Source organism: Sinorhizobium sp. (assembly GCF_059070375.1).
Genome location: NZ_JCACWC010000003.1, coordinates 2,717,036 through 2,730,013 on the forward strand (window position 1 = coordinate 2,717,036; position 12,978 = coordinate 2,730,013).

11 protein-coding genes are annotated in these 12,978 nt (G+C 62.1%); all 11 read left to right on the forward strand.

Features of this window, described 5'->3' with window-relative positions; all coding sequences use genetic code 11:
- Positions 1-18: 18 nt before the first annotated feature.
- The 11 genes from AC5J09_RS25155 to AC5J09_RS25205 all read left to right on the forward strand — a co-directional run bounded on the left by AC5J09_RS25155 (position 19) and on the right by AC5J09_RS25205 (position 12,333).
- The gene (locus tag AC5J09_RS25155; protein ID WP_018095791.1) at positions 19-1,281 is read left to right on the forward strand and encodes an ABC transporter substrate-binding protein; all 1,263 of its coding nucleotides are present in this window, start codon (positions 19-21) and stop codon (positions 1,279-1,281) included.
- Positions 1,282-1,379: 98 nt separating this feature from the next.
- Complete coding sequence (locus tag AC5J09_RS25160) at positions 1,380-2,315, forward strand: carbohydrate ABC transporter permease (RefSeq protein WP_494298796.1); 936 nt, start codon at positions 1,380-1,382, stop codon at positions 2,313-2,315.
- A 4-nt stretch (positions 2,316-2,319) separates the two neighbouring features.
- Entirely contained in the window at positions 2,320-3,153 is an 834-nt protein-coding gene (locus AC5J09_RS25165; protein WP_018095793.1) for a carbohydrate ABC transporter permease, read from the forward strand.
- Between the two features lie 6 nt (positions 3,154-3,159).
- Positions 3,160-4,227, forward strand: a complete 1,068-nt coding sequence (locus AC5J09_RS25170) for an ABC transporter ATP-binding protein (RefSeq protein ID WP_494298797.1) — start codon at positions 3,160-3,162, stop codon at positions 4,225-4,227.
- 199 nt (positions 4,228-4,426) lie between these two features.
- Positions 4,427-4,813, forward strand: coding sequence for a c-type cytochrome (locus AC5J09_RS25175; RefSeq protein WP_275597471.1), 387 nt, complete (start codon positions 4,427-4,429; stop codon positions 4,811-4,813).
- Between the two features lie 136 nt (positions 4,814-4,949).
- Positions 4,950-5,894: a cytochrome c oxidase subunit II gene (locus AC5J09_RS25180; RefSeq protein ID WP_100671936.1), complete on the forward strand. Its 945-nt coding sequence runs from the start codon at positions 4,950-4,952 to the stop codon at positions 5,892-5,894.
- Positions 5,895-5,927: 33 nt separating this feature from the next.
- On the forward strand, positions 5,928-7,709 hold the full coding sequence (ctaD, locus tag AC5J09_RS25185; protein ID WP_416385250.1) for a cytochrome c oxidase subunit I: 1,782 nt from the start codon (positions 5,928-5,930) through the stop codon (positions 7,707-7,709).
- Positions 7,706-8,404 carry a cytochrome c oxidase subunit 3 gene (locus AC5J09_RS25190; RefSeq protein WP_494298798.1) on the forward strand — a complete coding sequence of 233 codons (699 nt, stop codon included), beginning with the start codon at positions 7,706-7,708 and terminating at the stop codon, positions 8,402-8,404. The genes ctaD and AC5J09_RS25190 overlap by 4 nt, the downstream gene beginning before the upstream one ends.
- 12 nt (positions 8,405-8,416) lie before the next feature.
- Positions 8,417-9,139, forward strand: coding sequence for a heme-copper oxidase subunit III family protein (locus AC5J09_RS25195; protein ID WP_275597468.1), 723 nt, complete (start codon positions 8,417-8,419; stop codon positions 9,137-9,139).
- A gap of 11 nt (positions 9,140-9,150) precedes the next feature.
- A complete protein-coding gene (locus AC5J09_RS25200) occupies positions 9,151-9,510 on the forward strand; it encodes a cytochrome C oxidase subunit IV family protein (RefSeq protein WP_018095800.1) in 360 nt (119 codons plus the stop codon).
- 261 nt (positions 9,511-9,771) lie between these two features.
- Complete coding sequence (locus AC5J09_RS25205) at positions 9,772-12,333, forward strand: GcvT family protein (protein ID WP_494298799.1); 2,562 nt, start codon at positions 9,772-9,774, stop codon at positions 12,331-12,333.
- Positions 12,334-12,978 lie beyond the last annotated feature (645 nt).

The window sequence follows — 12,978 nt, forward strand, 5'->3', positions numbered from 1 at the left end:
AACAAAGGGAACGATAAAATGAGGAAACTGATCACCGCCACCCTGCTTGCCACGCTGATGGCCGGCAGCGCCCTTGCCGACACCAAGCTGAAGCTCGTCGAGGTCATCACCAGCCCCGAGCGCACCGAAACGCTGAAGTCGATCGTCGCCAAGTTCGAACAGGCGAACCCCGGCACGACCGTGGAGATCATTTCGCTGCCCTGGGGCGAAGCCTTCCAGAAATTCGCGACCATGGTCTCGGCCGGCGAAATCCCCGACGTCATGGAAATGCCGGACACCTGGCTGTCGCTCTACGCCAATAACGGCATGCTCGAAAGCCTCGAGCCCTATCTCGAAAAGTGGGAGCACACCCCCGGCCTCACCGAGCGCGCGCTCGAACTCGGCCGCGACGTCAACGACACCGCCTATATGCTGCCCTATGGCTTCTATCTCCGGGCGATGTTCTACAACAAGAAGCTGCTCTCCGAAGCGGGCGTCTCCGAACCGCCGAAGACGATGGACGACTTCGTCAAGGCTTCCGAGGCGGTCTCCAAGCTGCCGGGCAAATCGGGCTATTGCCTGCGCGGCGGTCCGGGCGGCCTCAACGGCTGGGTCATGTTCGGCGCGACCATGGCCGGCGACAACAAGTTCTTCAACGAGGACGGCACCTCGACGATGAACAGCGAGGGCTGGATCAAGGGCCTCACCTGGGTCATCGACCTCTACAAGAACGGCCTCGCCCCCAAGGATAGCGTCAACTGGGGCTTCAACGAGATCGTCGCCGGCTTCTACAGCGGCACCTGCGCCTTCCTCGACCAGGATCCGGACGCGTTGATCGCGATCGCCCAGCGCATGAAGCCGGAGGATTTCGGCGTCACCACCATGCCCAAGGGGCCGAGCGGCAAGGCCTTTACCACGATCGGCTTTGCCGGCTGGTCGATTCTTGCCGCCAGCCAGAACAAGGATCTCTCCTGGAAGCTGATCGAAACGCTGGAAGGCCCCGAAGGCAATATCGAGTGGAACAAGCGCACCGGCGCGCTGCCCGTCCATAAGTCGGCCGAGAAGGACCCCTTCTATGCGAGCCCGCAGTTCAAGGGCTGGTTCGATGAACTCGCCGACAAGGACGTCGTGCTGACGGTCATGCCGACCTATCTCGAAGAATTCGCCTTCTTCAAGGATTCGCTCGCCATCAAGACGACCCAGGAGGCCCTGCTCGGCGACATCACGCCGGAAGAGCTCGCCAATCAATGGGCCGACTATCTGACCAAGGCGCAGCAGAAGTACCTCGCAAGCAAGAAGTAACGCAGGCACCGGCGGCGGTCAGCCGCCGCCGGTCGTCCGACGCAAGATAAAGGCACGCCGATCGATAACGGCGGTCAAAAGAGGGGAAATTTCGATCGATGGCCTATGCCGCACGCCATGACGGCCTGCCCGCAACCCGTCCGCCGCTGATGAAGCGGATTGCCGACGCCTCTGCGCCCTATCTCTATACCGCTCCGGCGCTCATCCTGATCGTTACGGTCATGCTCGTGCCTCTGGTGCTCGGGATCTCCTACGCTTTCCGCGACATCCAGCTGCTCAACCCCTTCTCCGGCGGTTTCGTCGGCCTCGACCACTTCCGTGCGCTCGCCCAGGACCAGGCATTCTTCCGTTCGCTGCGCAACACGCTCTGGTGGACCGGCGCCTCCGTGTTCCTGCAGTTCGCCTTCGGACTCATCCTGGCACTCCTGCTCGACAAGCCATTCTATGGGCGTGCGGTTGCACAGGCGCTCGTCTTCCTGCCCTGGGCGGTGCCGAGTTTTCTGGCCGGCCTCAACTGGGCCTGGCTTTTCAACCCCGTCGTCGGTCCGCTGCCGCACTGGTTCTTCGCACTCGGCATCATGAGCCAGCCGAACAACATTCTGTCCGATCCCCAGCTTGCCATGTGGGGACCGATCATTGCCAATATCTGGTGGGGCATCCCCTTCTTCGCGATCACCCTGCTGGCAGCGCTCCAGGCGATCCCGCGCGACCTTTACGAGGCAGCGAGCATCGACGGCGCCGGCCCGGTGCAGCGTTTCCTTTCAATCACCCTTCCCTTCCTGGCGCCCACGATCGCGATCACCATTCTGCTGCGTACGGTCTGGATCTCCAATTTCGCCGATCTCATCATCGTCATGACCAATGGCGGGCCGGCGGACCGAACCCAGATCGTCGCAAGCTACATCTTCACCCAGGCGTTCAAGCGGCTGGATTTCGGTTATGCCTCGGCGATCGCGCTGGTGCTGCTGGCGCTGCTCCTCGCCTATTCATTGCTGATCGTGATCCTGCGGCAGTGGCTCCTGAGCAAGGATTGAGACCATGCGCGCCAAACAAGCATTTCTGACCATTGCGCATCGCCTGGCGATCCTCGCTTATATCGCCTTCGCGCTCTTCCCACTCTTCTGGCTGCTCAAGGTCGCCGTCACGCCGAACGATCTCCTCTATTCGGAGGGCATTCGTCTCTGGCCGTCGCGGGCGAGCCTCGAACACTTCGACTTCGTGCTGCGGCACAGCGCCTTCCCGGTGTTCTTCCGCAACAGCCTGATCGTTTCCGGGTCGACCGCCGTCATCGTCACCATCCTCGCCTCGCTCTCCGGCTACGCGCTCTCGCGCTTCCGGTTCCGCGGCAAATACTGGCTGGTCACGCTGATGCTGCTGACGCAGATGTTTCCTCTGGTGATGCTGGTCGCGCCGATCTTCAAGATCCTCTCGCCGCTGGGGCTGACCAACAGCCTCACCGGTCTCGTCGTCGTATACACCGCCTTCAACGTTCCCTTCGCGACATTCCTGATGCAGTCCTTCTTCGACGGCATTCCGAAGGACCTGGAAGAGGCGGCGATGATCGACGGCGCGACGCAGTTCGTCGCCTTCCGCCAGATCATCCTGCCGCTGACGCTGCCCGGAATCGCCGCGACCCTCGGCTTCGTCTTCACCGCCGCCTGGAGCGAACTGCTCTTCTCGCTGATGCTGATCTCCGGCAACGCACAGGCGACCTTCCCGGTCGGGCTCCTGTCCTTCGTTTCGAAATTCTCGGTCGACTTCGGGCAGATGATGGCCGCCGGCGTGCTGGCGCTGATACCGGCCTGCCTCTTCTTCCTCCTCATTCAACGCTATCTCGTCCAGGGCCTCACGGCCGGCGCGGTGAAAGGCTGAAACGCAATGGCTTCCATCGACATCGCCAACATTAAGAAGTCCTACGGTACCCACCCGGTGCTGCACGACGTCGACCTCAAGATCAGCGACGGCGAATTCGTCGTGCTCGTCGGTCCCTCCGGCTGCGGCAAGTCCACCCTTCTGCGCATGATCGCCGGGCTCGAGAGCGTGACCGGCGGCGAGATCCGCATCGCCGGCAGGCGGGTCAACGAACTCGCCCCGAAGGACCGCGACATCGCCATGGTGTTCCAGTCCTACGCGCTCTACCCGCATATGTCGGTCGCGAAAAACATGAGCTACAGCCTGAGGCTCCGCAAGACGGCCAAGGATAGGATAACGACGGTCGTTGCTGGCGCCGCTGCCAAGCTCGGCCTCGACCCGTTGCTCGATCGCCGCCCCAAGGCGCTCTCCGGCGGCCAACGCCAGCGCGTCGCCATGGGTCGCGCCATCGTGCGCGAGCCGAAGGCGTTTCTCTTCGACGAACCGCTCTCCAATCTCGATGCGCGCCTGCGCGAGCAGATGCGCGCCGAGATCAAGAAACTGCACAAGGATCTGGGCGCCACCTCCATCTATGTGACGCACGATCAGATCGAGGCGATGACGCTGGCAGACCGGATCGTTGCCATGAACGGCGGCGTGGTCCAGCAGGTCGGAAGCCCGCTCGATCTCTACGACCGTCCGGCCAATCTTTTCGTTGCCGGCTTCATCGGCTCGCCGGGCATGAACTTCTTCGAAGGTACCTACCACGCGGGCGACGCGCCGCGCTTCGAGATGTCGGATGAGATCGGCATCCCGCTCGACGCGACCGCGCCCCTTTCGAATAACGCAAAGGTGACGCTCGGCATCCGTCCCGAACATGTCGTGCTTGCCGGCCACGGCCCGGAGACGCTGCTTGCCGGCGTCGATCTCGTCGAGCCGACGGGCTTCGGCATCATCCTGCATCTCTCGCTCGGGCGGGCGCCCTTCAAGGTCTTCACCAACGACCGGTCGTTCCTGACGGCGTCCGGCACGATCCCCGTCCACTTCCCCGCCCACCACCTGCATTTCTTCGATGCGGAGGGCAAGCGCGTCTGACGCACGCGCCGAATGGCGGCCCGCAGGTTCAGGCTTAGCCAGAAGGAGCAATTGACTTCTCTACGACAAGGACTAGCTTCTTTCCTGTCGCACGTATCAACCGCCCCGGCGCACCATTCCTTAAGAGAAGCAAGCACCGCCAAAGCAGATTTGACGATAGCCTTCCTTGCCCCGCGCCGGGCGAAATTGAGGAAGTATCATGCGAATTGCACTTGCTGCCCTGTCTTTTTCGGCACTCTCGCTCTGTCCGGTCGCCGGGCTTGCCCAGGAGGGCGATGCCGAGGCCGGCGCCACCGTCTTCAAGAAATGCGCCACCTGTCACGTGATCGACAAGGACCAGAACAAGGTCGGTCCTTCGCTGCAAGGCGTCATCGGCCGGACGGCCGGCACCCATGCTGACTTCAAATATTCGCAAGCCATGATCGATGCGGGCAAGGGTGGTCTCGTCTGGGACGAGGCGACGCTCGCCGAGTATCTCCATAACCCCAGGGCCATGGTCAAAGGCACCAAGATGGTATTTCCCGGCCTCAAGAAGGACGAGGAGATTGCCAATGTGATCGCCTACCTGAAGCAGCATCCCAAATAGGAATACTTGCGGGATGCGAGAATTCGATCTCGTCCCGATGATTTGCCAGTATTTTCCGTTCGTGCAATAATTGTGATCGGAACTCTGCGATTGCGTATTCGTCTCACGGCCGATCACGGCGGGGGAGGGTCAGGGAATGGCGGTGGTAGTAATTCTGGTTCTGCTGGCCGTCGGCTCGGTGTTGTTCCATTTGCTTAGTCCCTGGTGGTGGACCCCGATCGCCTCCAATTGGAATTACATCGACAATACCATCACCATCACCTTCTGGATCACCGGCATCGCCTTCACCGCCGTGGTCCTGTTCATGGCCTATTGCATCCTGCGTTTCCGCCACCGACCCGGCAATACCGCCGCTTACGAGCCCGAGAACAGGCGGCTCGAAGGCTGGCTCGCGACGGGCACGACCTTCGGTGTCGCGGCGATGCTGGCGCCGGGCCTCTTCGTCTGGAACCAGTTCGTCACCGTCCCGCAGGATGCGACCGAAGTCGAGGTGATCGGCCAGCAATGGCTGTGGAGCTTCCGGCTGCCCGGCGCGGACGGTAAGCTGGGCACGACGGAAGCGCGCGATATCGCCCCCGAAAACGCGCTCGGGGTCAATCGGGACGACGCCGCCGGGCAGGACGACATCATCATCGAAGGCGGCGAGCTTCACCTGCCGGTCGGCAAGCCGGTCAAGATGCTGCTCCGGTCGGTCGACGTCCTGCACGATTTCTACGTCCCCGAATTCCGCGCGAAGATGGACATGGTGCCCGGCATGGTCACCTATTTCTGGTTGACGCCGACGCGGACCGGAACCTTCGAGATACTCTGCGCGGAACTCTGCGGCGTCGGGCACCCGCAGATGCGCGGTACCGTCGTGGTCGACACCGAAGAAGACTACCAGGCCTGGCTCGCCGAGCAGCAGACCTTTTCGCAACTGTCCGCATCATCGGAAACAAGAGCAATTCCAGGAAAAGCGTGTAGCGGCTTTTCGTCCGGAGTTGCGATCGAACAAGGAACCGGAGCATTCGCGCTTTTTGAAGAAGAGCGAGAATGCTTCGGCCCGGCGGCGACCACGGTCGCCGCCTCAGCGGCGCAGTAGGAGGTGCCGTGAAGTAGCCCCTGGGGAGGAGATATGATGGTCGACGTCCGGTCCGGTATTGGCGAGGCACTTCCGCCTCCCGAAGTCGAGGATGTTGAGCTTTACCATCCGCATAGCTGGTGGACGCGCTATGTCTTCAGCCAGGATGCGAAAATCATCGCCATTCAATACGGCACGACGGCGATCGCCATCGGAATGGTGGCGCTGGTGCTGTCCTGGCTGATCCGATTGCAACTCGGTTTTCCCGGAACATTCGAGCTGATCGATGCCGAGCGCTACTATCAGTTCATCACCATGCACGGAATGATCATGGTGATCTACCTGCTCACCGCCCTCTTCCTCGGCGGCTTCGGCAACTATCTGATCCCGCTGATGGTCGGCGCGCGCGACATGGTGTTTCCCTACGCCAACATGCTCAGCTACTGGATCTATCTGCTCGCCGTGATCGTCCTGGCCGCAAGCTTCTTCACCCCCGGAGGACCGACCGGCGCCGGCTGGACCCTCTATCCGCCGCAGGCCGTCCTTTCCGGCACGCCCGGCGGCAGGGACTGGGGCATCGTCATGATGCTCTCGTCGCTGATCATCTTCGTCATCGGCTTCACCATGGGTGGCCTCAACTATGTCGTGACGGTTCTCCAGGGCCGCGCACGCGGCATGACGCTGATGCGGCTGCCGCTGACCGTCTGGGGCATATTCACCGCGACGGTGATGGCGCTGCTTGCCTTCCCTGCCCTTTTCGTCGCCTGCGTCATGATGCTCTTCGACCGGCTGCTCGGCACGAGTTTCTTCATGCCGGCCATCGTCGAAATGGGCGAGCAGCTGCAATATGGCGGCGGCAGCCCGATTCTCTTCCAGCACCTGTTCTGGTTCTTCGGCCACCCCGAAGTCTACATCGTCGCGCTGCCCGCCTTCGGCATCGTCTCCGATCTCATCAGCACCCATGCCCGCAAGAACATCTTCGGCTACCGCATGATGGTCTGGGCGATCGTCATCATCGGCGGCCTCTCCTTCATCGTCTGGGCGCACCACATGTATGTCAGCGGCATGAACCCGTATTTCGGCTTCTTCTTCGCCACGACCACGCTGATCATCGCGGTGCCGACGGCGATCAAGGTCTATAACTGGGTCCTCACCCTCTGGCGCGGCAATATCCATCTGACCCTGCCGATGCTCTTCGCCCTCGCCTTCATCGTCACCTTCGTCAACGGCGGGCTGACGGGTCTCTTCCTCGGCAATGTCGTCGTCGACGTGCCGCTCTCCGACACGATGTTCGTCGTCGCGCATTTCCATATGGTCATGGGCGTGGCGCCGATCATGGTGATCTTCGGCGCCATCTATCACTGGTATCCGAAGATCACCGGGCGCATGCTCAACGAGGCGATGGGCCAGATCCACTTCTGGGTCACCTTCATCGGCGCCTACGCCATCTTCTTTCCGATGCATTATCTCGGCCTCATCGGCGTCCCGCGCCGCTATCACGAGCTCGGCGAGGCAGCTTTCGTGACGGCTTCGATCGCCGAGCTCAACGCCTTCATCAGCATCATGGCGTTTCTCGTCGGCGCTGCGCAGATCCTGTTCCTCTTTAATCTCGCCTGGAGCCTGCGCCATGGCCGGGAGGCCGGGGGCAATCCCTGGCGCGCGACGACGCTCGAATGGCAAACGCCCGAGACGCCGCCGCCTCACGGTAACTGGGGCGATGAACTGCCCGTCGTCTATCGCTGGGCCTATGACTACAGCGTCCCCGGCGCGCCGGAAGATTTCATCCCGCAGAACCAGCCGACGCCCGGCCGCCTCAGTCACGAGACCGTCTCATGAGCATCGTCGCCTTCTTTCTGGCGGCGATCGCCGCCATCGTCGTCTGGTGGCTCGCAGGGCAACGCCTGACATCGCGCCCCTGGCTCGAGGTCGGTCACTTCCACGACCGCCGGGGCGCAACGCGTTTGCCGCCGGCGAAAATCGGCCTCGGCGTATTTCTCACCGTCGTCGGTGCGCTGTTTTCACTTGCGATCAGCGCCTATTTCATGCGCATGGCGTCATCCGACTGGGGCGCGCTGCCTTTGCCCGGCCTTCTCTGGCTCAATACGGGCATCCTCGCCGCCGGCAGCATCACCCTGCACTGGACCAGGGTCGAGGCAGAGCGGCGGAACGACGAGGCAGCTCGGATCGGTCTCCTGGCGGCGCTCGCCCTTGGCCTCGCTTTCCTCGTGGGTCAGCTCTTCGCCTGGCGTGCACTGTCGGACGCCGGATATTTCCTGGCCGGGAATCCGGCCAACAGCTTCTTCTATCTGCTTACGGGCATGCACGGCCTGCACATCATCGGGGGGCTTTTTGCTCTCGGCCGGGTAACCGCACATGCTTCGCAAACACCGCTCGACAACAGAACGCGCCTGTCGATCGAGCTTTGCGCCATCTACTGGCATTTCATGCTGATCGTCTGGCTGGTTCTCTTCGCTCTTTTTGCCGGCTGGGCCAGCGGCGTGATCGATTTCTGCCGCCAACTGCTGACATAGGAACCGTTGAACATGTCTGCACCGATGAAGAAGCCCGCAGCAGAAACGCTCCCGCGCCCCGCCGGTCTGGCCGGGCTCGCGTCGGACTGGGCCTCCGACCAGCGCACCTTCAAGGATGTCTCCTGGGGAAAGGCCATGATGTGGATCTTTCTCCTCAGCGACACCTTCGTCTTCGGCTGCTTCCTGCTTGCCTACATGTCGGCGCGGATGTCCACCGCCGTTCCATGGCCCAATCCGAGCGAGGTCTTCGCGCTCGAAATCGGCGGAACGCACATGCCGCTGATCCTCATCGCCATCATGACCTTCGTTCTCATTTCGAGCAGCGGCACCATGGCCATGGCCGTCAATTACGGTTACCGCCGCGACCGGCGGAAGACCGCGGCGCTCATGCTTCTGACGGCGCTTTTCGGCGCCACCTTCGTGGGCATGCAGGCGTTCGAATGGTCGAAGCTGATCGCCGAGGGCGTGCGCCCCTGGGGCAACCCCTGGGGAGCCGCTCAATTCGGCTCTTCCTTCTTCATGATCACCGGCTTTCACGGGACCCACGTCACCTTCGGCGTGATCTTCCTGCTGATCGTCGCCCGCAAGGTCTGGCGCGGCGATTTTGAAACGGAGCGGCGCGGCTTTTTCACCAGCCGCAAGGGGCGCTACGAGATCGTCGAGATAACCGGCCTCTACTGGCACTTCGTCGACCTGGTCTGGGTCTTCATCTTCGCATTCTTCTATCTTTGGTGAGGGAGGGCATCGTGGCTCACGCGGAAATACATCCGGCACAACCTGCGGTCGCCCATACGGAGCACCAGCAGCACCCGATCAAGCTCTACCTCCTGGTCTGGGGGCTGCTCTTCGTCCTCAGCGCTCTTTCATACCTCGTCGATTACTTCGGCCTGCAGGGCTATCTCCGCTGGTCGCTGATCCTCATCTTCATGATGCTGAAGGCGGGCCTCATCGTGGCCGTGTTCATGCATATGGCGTGGGAACGCCTGGCGCTGATCTACGCGATCATTCTCCCCCCGCTGCTGGTGCTCGTCTTCGTGGCGCTGATGGTGTCGGAATCGAACTATGTCCTCTTCACGCGCCTCACCTTCTTCGGTGGCGGCGAGTAAAAGCGCCTGCCGAAAGGTCGCGTTTCGGCGGCGCGTCCGCCTGCCGCCTCCCTGTTCGAGGAAAAAACGGTTCCTCGCCGTCCCGCAGAGTGTATTTTCTCGCTATATCAGCTAGATGAGCATCCTCGCGGCCGCGACCGTCCCCGCCCGCCGCCCGCAACATTCTGGTCGTGCAGCACGACGATTATGTCGTAGACAGGCTCAACTCGCGGCGCGGCAGGCTCTAATATCCGGCTTCAAAACCAAACCAGGGTCGCATCAATGGCAGAGTTTCCGGAAAAGGCGAAGGTCGTAATCGTAGGACTGGGTGGCATCGTCGGCGCATCGATCGCCCACCACCTCATCGAGCGTGGCTGGGACGATATCGTCGGCATCGACAAGTCGGGCATCCCGACGGATATCGGCTCTACGGCACATGCCTCCGACTTCTGCTACACCACAAGCCACGACTATCTCTCGGTCTGGACGACGCAGTATTCGATCGACTTCTTCGAGAAGATGGGTCACTACGCCCGGATCGGTGGTCTGGAAGTCGCACGCACCGGCGACCACGTCTGGATGGAGGAGATCAAGCGCAAGCTTTCCTCCGCCAAGGCCTTCGGCACCCGCGCACACTATGTCTCGCCGGCCGAAATCAAGAAGCTGTTCCCGCTGATCGAGGAAGATCAGGTGATGGGCGGCATGTTCGATCCGGATGCCGGCCTTGTCATCCCGCGCTCGCAGACGGTTGCCGGCAAGCTGGTCGATGCGGCGGAAAAGTCCGGCAAGCTGCAGATATTCGGCAATACGCCGGCAACTGCGCTCCTCGTCGAAAACGGCCGTATCAAGGGCGTCGTCACACATCGCGGCACGATCATGGCCGACCATGTCGTCGTCTGCGCCGGCATCTGGGGTCGCCTGATCGCTGAAATGGTCGGCGAGGACCTGCCTGTCATGCCGGTCGATCATCCGCTCACCTTCTTCGGCCCCTACAACGAATTCGAAGGCACCGGCAAGGAAATCGGCTTCCCGCTGCTGCGCGATCAGGGCAACTCGGCCTATATGCGCGACACCGGCGACCCGAGGACCACCGAGGGCGGCCAGATCGAATGGGGCTATTACGAGACCGACAATCCGCGCCTCTGCCATCCGCGCGACATCCTCGAAAAGCACGAGGCACGCCTGTCGCCTTCGCAGCGCGACCTCGATATGGAGCAGATCATCGAGCCGCTCGAGCGCGCCATGGAACTTACGCCGATCCTCGGCGAGCTCGGCTATAACGAGGGCCACTCCTTCAACGGCCTGCTGCAGGTATCCGCCGCCGGCGGCCCCTCCTGCGGCGAGAGCCAGAAGGTACGCCGCCTCTGGTACTGCGTCGCCATCTGGGTGAAGGACGGCCCGGCCTACGGCAAGCTGATCGCCGACTGGATGACGGACGGGCGTACCCATACCGACCACGCCTCGATCGACTACGCGCGCTTCTACCCGCACCAGCTCGAAGAGAAGTTCATCGAAGGCCGCTGCTTCGAGGCGGCGCAGAAGATCTACTTCCCGGCCGTGCATCCGCGCGAGCCCTATGCGAGCGGCCGCAACGTCAAGCGCTCGCCCTTCTACGAGCGCGAGAAGGAGCTCGGCGGCTACTTCATGGAACTCGGCGGCTGGGAGCGCGCGCACGGCTATGCCGCCAACGAGCACCTGCTCGAAAAATACGGCAACCGCATTCCGGTTCGCGAGAACGAGTGGGACAACCGCCACTTCTGGCGCGTTTCCAACGCCGAGCATCTGGCGATGAGCGAGGATTGCGGCATCGTCAACCTCTCGCACTTCCACATGGTGGATATCGAAGGGCCGGACCATGTGGAGCTTCTCGAGTGGCTTTGCGCCGCCAAGATCGGCGGAGACGGCAATATCGGCAAGGGCATCTACACCCACTTCCTCGATGACGAGGGCATGGTGCGGGCCGACTTCACCGTCTTCCGCATGAGCGACCGCTGCCTCCTCGTGAACGGTGCCGATGCCGGCCCGCGTGACTTCCACTATATGCGCCGTGTCGCGGAAGACCGGGGGCTCGACGTCACCATCACCGACGTTTCGGAGAAGTTCGTCACCATCGGCATCTGGGGCCCGAATGCCCGCGAAACGCTGAAGAAGGTCGTGGCGGAACCGGCCGGCCTCGATCCGGAGAATTTCCCCTTCGCCGCGATCAAGCAGATCGAGATCGCCGGCAGGCCCGTCTCCGCCTTCCGCATCTCCTATGTCGGCGAGCAGGGCTGGGAACTGCACATGAAATACGAGGACGGCCTGGCCGTCTGGGATGCGCTGCGCGCCACGGGCGTCATGGCCTTCGGCGTCGAGACCTACGCGAACTCGCGCCGGATGGAAAAGAGCCTCCGCCTGCAGAACGCGGATCTTCTCACCCACTACAATCTTATCGAGGCGGACCTTGCCCGTCCGAAGGTCAAGGAAGCGGACTTCCGCGGCAAGGCGAAGCATATGGAGTACAAGGCGCGCGAGCACCAGCCCGCCATGCTCTGCACGCTCCTCATGACTGAGAACACCGACAGGAACGGGGTGAAGCGTTATCCCGTCGGCAACCTGCCGGTCATGGACCCGGAGACCGGCGAGGTGCTGGTCGACGAACTCGGCCGCCGCTCCTACACCACCTCCATCGCCTACGGCCCGACGATCGGGAAGAACATCGCGCTCGCCTATCTGCCCTGGTCTTACTGCCAGGTCGGCCGCAAGCTCAATGTCGAGTATTTTGCCGAGACCTATCCGGTCGAGGTTGCCGGCGTCGGCTACAAGCCGCTCTACGACCCGGAGAACCTGAAGCCGCGGACGTAACCGGGCCGGAGAACCTGCCCGTGGTTTCAGGCCGATCCGGCGTGAAACCACGTGGAAGCTCTGGCCGGGTTTGTCGGCATGTTTCCTTGTTCGTAGTCGATCAAAGGACGAAAACATGCAGCATAAGGCGCGCGGCGCTGTAGGAGAGTTTTCGGAGGACTGCAACCTCTCCTCCCCTCATCCCTGTGCTCGTCACAGGGATGAAAGCAGCGCCGCGTCTGCGGCGCGGGAAGCGTTCTTTCAGCCCAAGGACTTGGTCTGGCTGGATTCCTGTGACAAGCACAGGAATGAGGGACCGGGGGATGTGCGGCTCCTACAACTTTTGCTTGCGAATATGCGAGAGAATGGTCAACCTGTCACGCAATGAAGGTTACGTCTGCATTCTCGCATCGAAGCGAAGCGGGACGCTGTACACGGGCGTGACCCGCGAGCTTCCGCGCCGCCTCGCTCTCTTCACGATTATGAAACGCGCCGAGGGACCGCACCCTCTCCGCCCTCATCCCTGTGCTTGTCACAGGGATCCAGCAGCGTCGCGTCTGCGGCGCGGAAGAGCCTTTCCAGCCCAGGGACTTAGTCTGGCTGGATTCCTGTGACAAGCACAGGAATGAGGGACCGGGATGTGCGGCTATTACAACTTTCGCTTGC